Origin of the sequence: Acetonema longum DSM 6540 (genome assembly GCF_000219125.1) — a bacterium.
Taxonomy (GTDB): Bacteria; Bacillota; Negativicutes; order Sporomusales; family Acetonemataceae; genus Acetonema; species Acetonema longum.
In genome coordinates, this window is sequence record NZ_AFGF01000265.1 from 1 (window position 1) to 707 (window position 707).

Consider the following 707-nt stretch of genomic DNA (forward strand, 5'->3'; position numbering starts at 1 on the left):
CGGTGGGATATTTCCTGCCATTCCACAGGCATGAGTGTGGTGAAAAATGGAACCTATGCGGGTTATACACTGGCGCAGCTGATTGCGGCAAAGAAAGGCGAATTGGTCGGGACCCGGGTATCCGCCGAGGTTTTTCCGCTATTGGTGAAGGTTATCAATTCCCGGGAGAAGCTTTCGGTGCAGGTGCATCCCGACGATGACTATGCGCTCCTGGTAGAGAAGCAGCTGGGCAAAGAAGAAATATGGTACGTGATTGATGCTCAGCCCGGGGCGACGCTGACGCTGGGTGTAAAAGACAACTGCACAAAACCCGAGCTGGCCGCGGCACTGGCTGAAGGAAGAATTGAAGAGAAACTGAACCAGGTGGCGGTGAAAAAAGGCGATGTATACCATATCCCCTGCGGCATGATTCACGCAATCGGGCCGGGCATCGTCCTGTTGGAAGTCCAGCAGAGCAGCGATGTAACCTACCGGCTGTTCGATTATGGACGGGACAGGGAACTGCACACCGCAAAGGCCCTTGATGTTCTGGAGCTTCATCCCCCCGCGGAGCAGCGGGCTGCGTCGCGCCGGGAGCAAGGATGCCTGATAACGCGATACTGCGAAAGCCGCAAGCTGATTCTGGAGTTAGTAGAAATCCCTGCCGGCTGCGGCTGCACAAGCGATCCGGAACGGTTTCATATTTACACCTGCGTGGAAGGCAGGGG

At 56.0% G+C, this 707-nt stretch carries 1 protein-coding gene; it reads left to right on the forward strand.

The annotated features are described in order from the left end of the window. On the forward strand, positions 1-707 hold a 707-nt coding region (locus ALO_RS19250), incomplete at both ends, for a type I phosphomannose isomerase catalytic subunit (RefSeq protein WP_004099550.1).